The following is a 6,541-nucleotide window of genomic DNA, read 5'->3' as shown; positions in this document are numbered from 1 at the left end:
CGTCGCGCAACATGTAGTAGGCCGCACGCGCCAGCTTGTGCGCAAGTGCCTTCATCGCGACCACGGGCAGGCGTTTCGCCTTCTTGCGTTCATAAAAGCGTCGCGCCTGCGGGCAGGTTCGGAGCGCGATCGCTGCAGCCTCGATGAACGCCCAGGCGAGATACTTGTTGCCGTTCCTTGCATTGCCTTCGCCCTTTTTCTTCCCGTTGGAGATCCGCTTGCTCTCGACGCACCGGCAATAGGAGCTGAAATGGCCAACGCCAGGAAATCGCGTTATGGTCCCTGTCTCGAGCATGATGGTGGCAGCAAGCACGTCGCCGATTCCGGGCGTGGTCTTCAGGATCTCGAACTCCGCGCGCAATTTCACTTCCTGATGGAGGATGGCTTCGAGGGAGACAATCTCCCCACGCAGTGTGCGCAATACCGCCAGGTTTGCCATCAGCGAGCGCTCGACATGCGGCGGCAGTGCAAGTGCGTGTACCGCTGCGTTGTCGAGACGTTGGACATGGTCGGCGTTCATGCGCAGGTTCAACTGTCTGGCCAGCAGGCTTTCGATACTGAGGATGTGCAGGGTGCGTTGCTGTACCAGCTGCATGCGCTTGCGCGAAAGGTCACGCAACCCGCGCTCCTGCGGCGGATAGATGTAGCCTTCAGGTAGCAGTCCGAGCCGGAAGACGTGGGCGAGGAAGACGGCGTCGCGCTCGTCACCGGCGTACTTCAGGCCCTCGTACTGCTTGATGGCCGCCGTGTTGGCCAGATGGACGGCAAAGCCGGCAGCCATCAGTCCGTCGACGAGCCAGTACCAGTTGAACGTCGATTCCACCACCACTCCCTGCAGTTCGGCACGCCAGGGCGCCAGGGCCGCCACAATCAGAGAAAGATCGTTGGTCAGCCGCTTGCAGTACAGCACCCGATCCTGGTCGTCGATCACGGCGACTACGGCGTTATTCGAGTGCAGGTCAATTCCGCTAAACTTCATTTCAGCCTCCTGAACGGGTCGGTTGAGCGTCGCATCTCAACTGTAGACCCTGGCCGCCCCCCTCCTTGGGGCGGCCAGGAGGCCTTTCAATGATTATCAACTCAGAGGCTCACGCCCTGTCGCAGCGGGCGGTGGCCAGTGACAAAATTACTTCGCTCTACGGGAATCGAGCGCAGCTCGCAACGCACGTTATCCTGATCGAAGATGTCCTGGGCGCAACTTGCCATGCTCATCAAACCCCAGCATGTCTCATGAGCGATATCGGTCAATGATCTCGAAGAGTCGCTGACAGGATGTGGCGAGGTGCTGCTCAGGCGCCGTGGCAACCCCGAGCAAAAGGCCGGGTAAAGTCCAGGACGGAGTCGCGAACCACGCGGACAGAGGCGATGGTGCCATGCCAATGGTCATCGCTTCGCGAACGATCTGCACGTCGGGCGCGCCGTCGGGGAGTCGGAGAAGTACTGCCAGACCGGCATTAACCCACTCCGCGTCGCGCATTCGTAACTGCTCGCATAGTGCGTCACGCTGGGCAGAATATAGACGCTTGAGCCGACGCACGCGCCGGATGTAGTGACCATGACGCACGAATTCAGCCGTGGCGAGTTGAACTACTGGTGATGGTGCCGGGGCAAGGGTTGCGGCTACCTCGGAGAATGCGTTGGCCAATTCGTTTGGCGCCACGACAAATCCAAGCCGCAGCCCCGGGCTAATAGTCTTGCTGAAGGAACCAATGTGAATGACCCGTTTGCCGTCGTCCAGAGACGCCAGGGCAGGTGCCGGCCTGCCTTGCAGTTGTAGCTCGCCGAGGTAGTCATCTTCGATGATCCAGGCGAGGCTCGATGCCGCCCATTCAAGCAGCTGAAGCCGTCGCCTCAACGACAGGGTCGAGCCCAGTGGAGCTTGTTGACCAGGCGTCACGACAGCTAACGCGGCGTCCGCGGCGTTCTCGATGCCATAGCCTACGTTGAGGCCTTCTGCATCCACCGGTACCGGCACGATATTCAAACGGGCGAGCTCCAACCCTTTCCGGGTGACCATGAAACCGGGTTCTTCCATCCAGACCTTCTTGCCTTCCAAACCTAACACCCGCAGTGCAAGGCCTAAGCCGGAGCTGTATCCGGAAGTGATAAAGACCTGCTCCGGGTAGCAGTGGACGTTTCTAGCGATGGAGAGAGCCGAGCTGCGCGGCCAGGTCCTGCCACGAGGGCAGTCGGGTGCCAGGTACGAGCAGCCCGGCCTCTATGGCCCTGCTAATGCTCATGCGAATTTGTTCTGCCAGGGACAGCTTTGCTGTCCGGTCGAGCTGAATCTGCAGGTCTGGATCCATGTTCTTGGTACACACAAAAATGGGGAATCTTGGTTCTTCTATTCGTACCATCGATGATACAGAATATTCGCACTATAGTTGGTACAACTGTAAGCCCAATAGGGGAGATACTTGGCCATGGTCATTCGCCCGATTCTGTCTGCGTTTTGCGCGACAGTTGCGATTTTCGCCAGCGCTGGCGCTGCGGCACACGAGGCCACCGAAATCGTGAAGCCGAATTTTGAACAGGCGATCCCCAATGTGCCGGGCAAATCGCTGGTCGCTGTAGAGGTCCAGTACCCGCCGGGCGCTGCCTCGGTACCTCACGTGCACGCGAAGTCCGCTTTCATTTACGCGCACGTGGTATCAGGCGCAATCGAATCAAAGGTGAACGATGGTGAGGTACGCGTCTACAACGCGGGCGAGAGCTGGTCCGAACCGCCTGGCGCACGCCATCCCGTCAGCCGGAACGCGAGCAAAACCGAACCTGCAAAGCTGTTGGCGGTATTCGTCGTTGATAGCAACGACAAGGAACTGACCACACCGGTCAGGTAAGTAGCCACTCGTACCTCGACTTATCTCTTCACCTATAGGATTAACCATGACCAATGCAGTCATCGAATGTATCCTGAGCCGCAGCGCCGCCAAGTATTACGATCCTGCCGCCACCCTGAGCGACGACCAGATCCGCGAGCTCGTGCGAATCGGCACCACCGCGCCGACATCCTTCCACCTGCAGAACTGGCGCTTCATCGCCGCACGTACGCCCGAAGCCAAGGCTCGGCTGAGTCCGATTGCCTGGAACCAGCCCGCGATCACCGATGCGGCGGTGACCTTCATCGTCTGCGGCCAGCTGGTCGATACGAGCGTCATACCTGAGCGCCTGGCTCCGCTGGTGGAAGCGGGCGTCATGCCCGCCGCGATGGTACCGGAATGGGAAAACCCCGCACGCGATCTGTACATGGCATACCCGCAGCGCCGGCGCGACGAGGCTGTCCGCACCGCTTCCTCTGTGGAAAGGCTATCAGCGATTCTACGAAGTGGATGTCCCCGAGTCCGTGACGCTCGAGACATGGGCGCGCCTCCTGGACCCAATTGAGCCGATGCATGCGGCGCTTGCCATGGTGGGCGAACACGCCTTCGGGTTGGTGCATTCGATCTATCATCGATCCACCTGGACAACAGGCAACTATTGCTATCTTCAGGACCTGTTTGTTGCGGCCGATGGGCGTGGCGGCGGCATCGGCCGCGCGTTGATCGAGCATGTTTATGCGGATGCGAAACGTCGCGGGGCGGCCCGTGTGCACTGGCTGACACACGAAACCAACTATACCGGCATGCGGCTTTACGACAGCGTCGGTAATCGCTCGGGTTTCGTCCAGTACCGGAAACTATTCGCCTGAAAATGCACGTGCGGGGCTGTCCTCAGGACTCCTGCGACACATCGTTGGTCTGGCAAAGTGACGATAGGTGGTTGGTGTCGAGCAGCCCCTCGTTGTTTTGATCCTTTTTCGCATTTTATTGACCAAATGCAGTCTCGAAGCCGGTATCGGGCAGGCCTAAAGTGGAGGCTCCTAATGACCCGACGAACAACCTGAATTGGAAACCCAAAATGAGTATTCGCGCAAATCAGTTCCGTCTTCAAATCGCCGAAAAGAGCGTAGGATCGCTCTCTAGTCTGGCCCTGCTCAGATGGGCGCTGGTCGTCATCTTTCTTTGGTTCGGTGCAGTGAAATTCACCGCTTACGAAGCCAACGGCATCGCTCCGTTCATCATCAACAGCCCGATCATGATCTGGTTGCACTCCCTATTCGGAGTTCAAGGAGCAAGTTACGTTATAGGTGTACTTGAGCTGTCGACTGCAGCAGCTCTGATTATCGGAGCCTTCCAGCCCATTTTTTCCGCATTGGGAGCAGCGATGTCGGCTGCGACCTATCTGATCACGCTCACCTTCTTCCTGAGCACCCCGGGGGTGGCAGAAGCGACGGCGGGTGGGTTTCCGGCGATTTCAGCTATGCCTGGCCAGTTCCTTCTTAAGGATGTCGTTCTACTGGCTGCATCGCTTTCTCTCCTTCTGGCGTCCATCCAGGCCTCGTGGCCTAACGCTCAGAAGTCGTGACCTGAACAGAAGGCCAGACATCCGGACCGGCCTTATTCAACAGGAGATGAGATATGACCCACATGAGCGCAGCGAATGGCAAAGAAGCTGCCTATGACGGCGTGCCGGCGAAAGACGATTATGGGTATCCGCAGGCGATTTTTACAGTCGCCTGAATTCGACAAGATCGGTTTCGGTGTCGCTTACTTGAATTGATGGCGTCGCAACATGGCCGCCTCCCGATTAAAGCGATTGGTCCGACCGAAGCGTGGATAGATGAACTTTCGATACCGCCATTGCAGCTTGCAGAGGATATGGGAAATTTTGCAAAGTATTTAGATTGCCTGCGAGAGGCTTATGAAAGATCGTCGGTAAGAAGAGCATGGCACCACGAGAAGCATTCCACCCACGAAGACGAAGAGGAAAGCAACGTGAAACAGTCCACCCAGATCGGCGACAGAATCGCCGACAAATCTTCACAGCCCGACGAGCGCACGATCCGAGACTGGATGGGGCCGGAGGCGTTTGAGCATTGGGTCGAACTGCGGAGCTGGATCGAGGCATCCTATCCCGGTGTTTTCGCGCCAGATTGGCTATATGGTGGCAAGAAACGCGGTTGGTCACTGCGCTACAAGAAGACCAAGGCCTTCTGCACCCTGTTGCCGGCATACAGGCTGTTTTCGGTTCTGGTGGTCTTGGGGCGAGCTGAACGAGAGAAGTTTGAGGCGCGGCGTTATTTCTGGAGCCCACAGTTGGTCAAGCTCTACGATGAAGCCCGAGCATACCCTGACGGGAAATGGCTGACTGTTCCGATCTCATCCGCGGATGATCGGCATGAGGTGACGGGGCTTATGCGTATGAAGCGCCCTACACTTTCATGTGGTTGAATGTCGCGGAAGTCCTAAAACGCGCGACACACGCCTCGGGCTCGATCACACGGACGTTACGGTGAACAGACATTGCGGTGTGCTTAGGGGCGAACTTCGTTAGTCTCGCGCCCCTTTACAGGCCTGCACGGCGATGAGCAAATGTCCGTTGTGCCTCGGAAAGCCGCCGTCCACGCCGTCCTCGCGAATGACAGAAGTTGGCCGATCTCTGACTGACGCGACCAGCGGGGGACGACCCGCTTCTGCTGTTCGGCCCGGGTTCATCCCAAGAACCGCTTCCAAAGGACCACGGTCATTTTTGCGATCGTCCCAGCCGGAGTGTGGTCAGCCGAACCCGGAAGTTCGGCGCCTGCTGCAGTTACCGGCGCGCGCCAAGTCACAAATTTCGCGTTTGCGCCTGGCGTCCGCCGAGTAGCGATCCAGTCTTCCCCCAAACGCACCTTTGCGCTCGCCGCCACAGTCAGAAAAGCGACTCGGGATCTCTGACGCTAATTTTTTTCGGATTCCCAAGACTCTCTTCTCAAACCCGGCTCTCCGAGTTTTCCCGGCTATGCATATCACCGCGTTTGCGTTCATGAGAATCTAGTTTGTCGCGTTAGGAGCGGCTCCGCTGCTTCGAAAGAGACACACTTTTTCTCATTCACCTACGGGGGTTGAAATGGACCGCATCGATTCAGTTAATTTGACGCAAAATACGGACTATACGTCGCTCGGAGAACGCTTTAATCAGAGCGCCGTAAAGAAAACGGAAAGGTTGCCGTTTACGATAAGGGTGGTAAGTAACCTGGCAGACCTCGACAAGGCCGTCGAGATGCGCCGGGCCGCCTATCGACGCCACTTGCCGGAATTCGCCGAGACCATGGGCGTCGAGGCGCTGGATGGCGCGAGCCGCGGTGTAACCTACGTCAAGCTTAATCCGCGTACCTTGAGGTGCGGCAGGTCCATACATGATGTCTAGTACGTCCAAAAATCCGTACCGCCTTCGACGATGATCTGATTCGTTGTGCCCTCGATTGACCAGTCTCGACAGCACTGCTCTACAGTCGGCGTATATCCCGGCTTCGCCGTTCCTACTTTCGACTGGCGGATAAGGTCACGTAAGAGCTTCGCAAAGCGGCTCGCGAAGTTGGACGCGTCCGTGTTATAGACATGAACGACTGCACCCGATGCCAGAGATTCATCGATCATCCCGCGGCCGAATTGCTTCATGCGCGTGGTGCACTCGAGTATCGGCATTTGCCCGGTGTCACGGACTATTGGGCAGAGCTGCC

Annotated in this window: 7 protein-coding genes and 2 pseudogenes; 6 read left to right on the top strand and 3 right to left on the bottom strand. The window is 57.8% G+C overall.

What is annotated here, in order from left to right:
• A partial coding sequence (locus tag SB772_RS19535) for an IS110 family transposase (RefSeq protein ID WP_410834847.1) occupies positions 1 to 979 on the bottom strand: 979 nt, incomplete at its 3' end.
• 249 nt (positions 980 to 1,228) lie between these two features.
• A pseudogene (locus SB772_RS19530) lies at positions 1,229 to 2,306 on the bottom strand (PLP-dependent aminotransferase family protein).
• 117 nt (positions 2,307 to 2,423) lie between these two features.
• Here SB772_RS19530 and SB772_RS19525 point away from each other — a divergent pair.
• From SB772_RS19525 to SB772_RS19500, 6 genes and pseudogenes are all read left to right on the top strand, one after another.
• Positions 2,424 to 2,840, top strand: coding sequence for a cupin domain-containing protein (locus SB772_RS19525; protein ID WP_410834846.1), 417 nt, complete (start codon positions 2,424 to 2,426; stop codon positions 2,838 to 2,840).
• Positions 2,841 to 2,886: 46 nt separating this feature from the next.
• Positions 2,887 to 3,294, top strand: a pseudogene (locus tag SB772_RS19520) (nitroreductase family protein); the annotation flags it as partial.
• Positions 3,239 to 3,688, top strand: coding sequence for a GNAT family N-acetyltransferase (locus tag SB772_RS19515; protein WP_410834863.1), 450 nt, complete (start codon positions 3,239 to 3,241; stop codon positions 3,686 to 3,688). The pseudogene SB772_RS19520 and the gene SB772_RS19515, both read left to right, overlap by 56 nt.
• A 209-nt stretch (positions 3,689 to 3,897) precedes the next feature.
• Positions 3,898 to 4,404: a YkgB family protein gene (locus SB772_RS19510; protein WP_410834845.1), complete on the top strand. Its 507-nt coding sequence runs from the start codon at positions 3,898 to 3,900 to the stop codon at positions 4,402 to 4,404.
• A 410-nt stretch (positions 4,405 to 4,814) separates the two neighbouring features.
• Positions 4,815 to 5,270: a DUF3788 domain-containing protein gene (locus tag SB772_RS19505; protein WP_410834862.1), complete on the top strand. Its 456-nt coding sequence runs from the start codon at positions 4,815 to 4,817 to the stop codon at positions 5,268 to 5,270.
• Positions 5,271 to 5,928: 658 nt separating this feature from the next.
• Positions 5,929 to 6,228 (top strand): hypothetical protein, encoded by a 300-nt coding sequence (locus SB772_RS19500; protein WP_410834844.1) that lies wholly within the window; start codon positions 5,929 to 5,931, stop codon positions 6,226 to 6,228.
• Here the strand turns inward: SB772_RS19500 and SB772_RS19495 are convergent.
• On the bottom strand, positions 6,225 to 6,479 hold the full coding sequence (locus tag SB772_RS19495; protein WP_410834843.1) for a hypothetical protein: 255 nt from the start codon (positions 6,477 to 6,479) through the stop codon (positions 6,225 to 6,227). The genes SB772_RS19500 and SB772_RS19495 overlap by 4 nt on opposite strands.
• Positions 6,480 to 6,541 lie beyond the last annotated feature (62 nt).

Origin of the sequence: Paraburkholderia sp. SIMBA_030 (assembly GCF_046535245.1) — a bacterium.
GTDB lineage: Bacteria > Pseudomonadota > Gammaproteobacteria > Burkholderiales > Burkholderiaceae > Paraburkholderia.
The sequence above is the reverse complement of the archived record's forward strand: the minus strand, read 5'-3'. Positions and strand labels throughout refer to the sequence as shown.

Excerpts from the sequence above, each read along its gene's own strand:
- SB772_RS19500 (WP_410834844.1), top strand. The coding sequence starts at position 5,929 with ATGGACCGCATCGATTCAGTTAATTTGACGCAAAATACGGACTATACG.
- SB772_RS19525 (WP_410834846.1), top strand. The coding sequence starts at position 2,424 with ATGGTCATTCGCCCGATTCTGTCTGCGTTTTGCGCGACAGTTGCGATT.
- SB772_RS19510 (WP_410834845.1), top strand. The coding sequence starts at position 3,898 with ATGAGTATTCGCGCAAATCAGTTCCGTCTTCAAATCGCCGAAAAGAGC.
- SB772_RS19495 (WP_410834843.1), bottom strand. The coding sequence starts at position 6,479 with ATGAAGCAATTCGGCCGCGGGATGATCGATGAATCTCTGGCATCGGGT.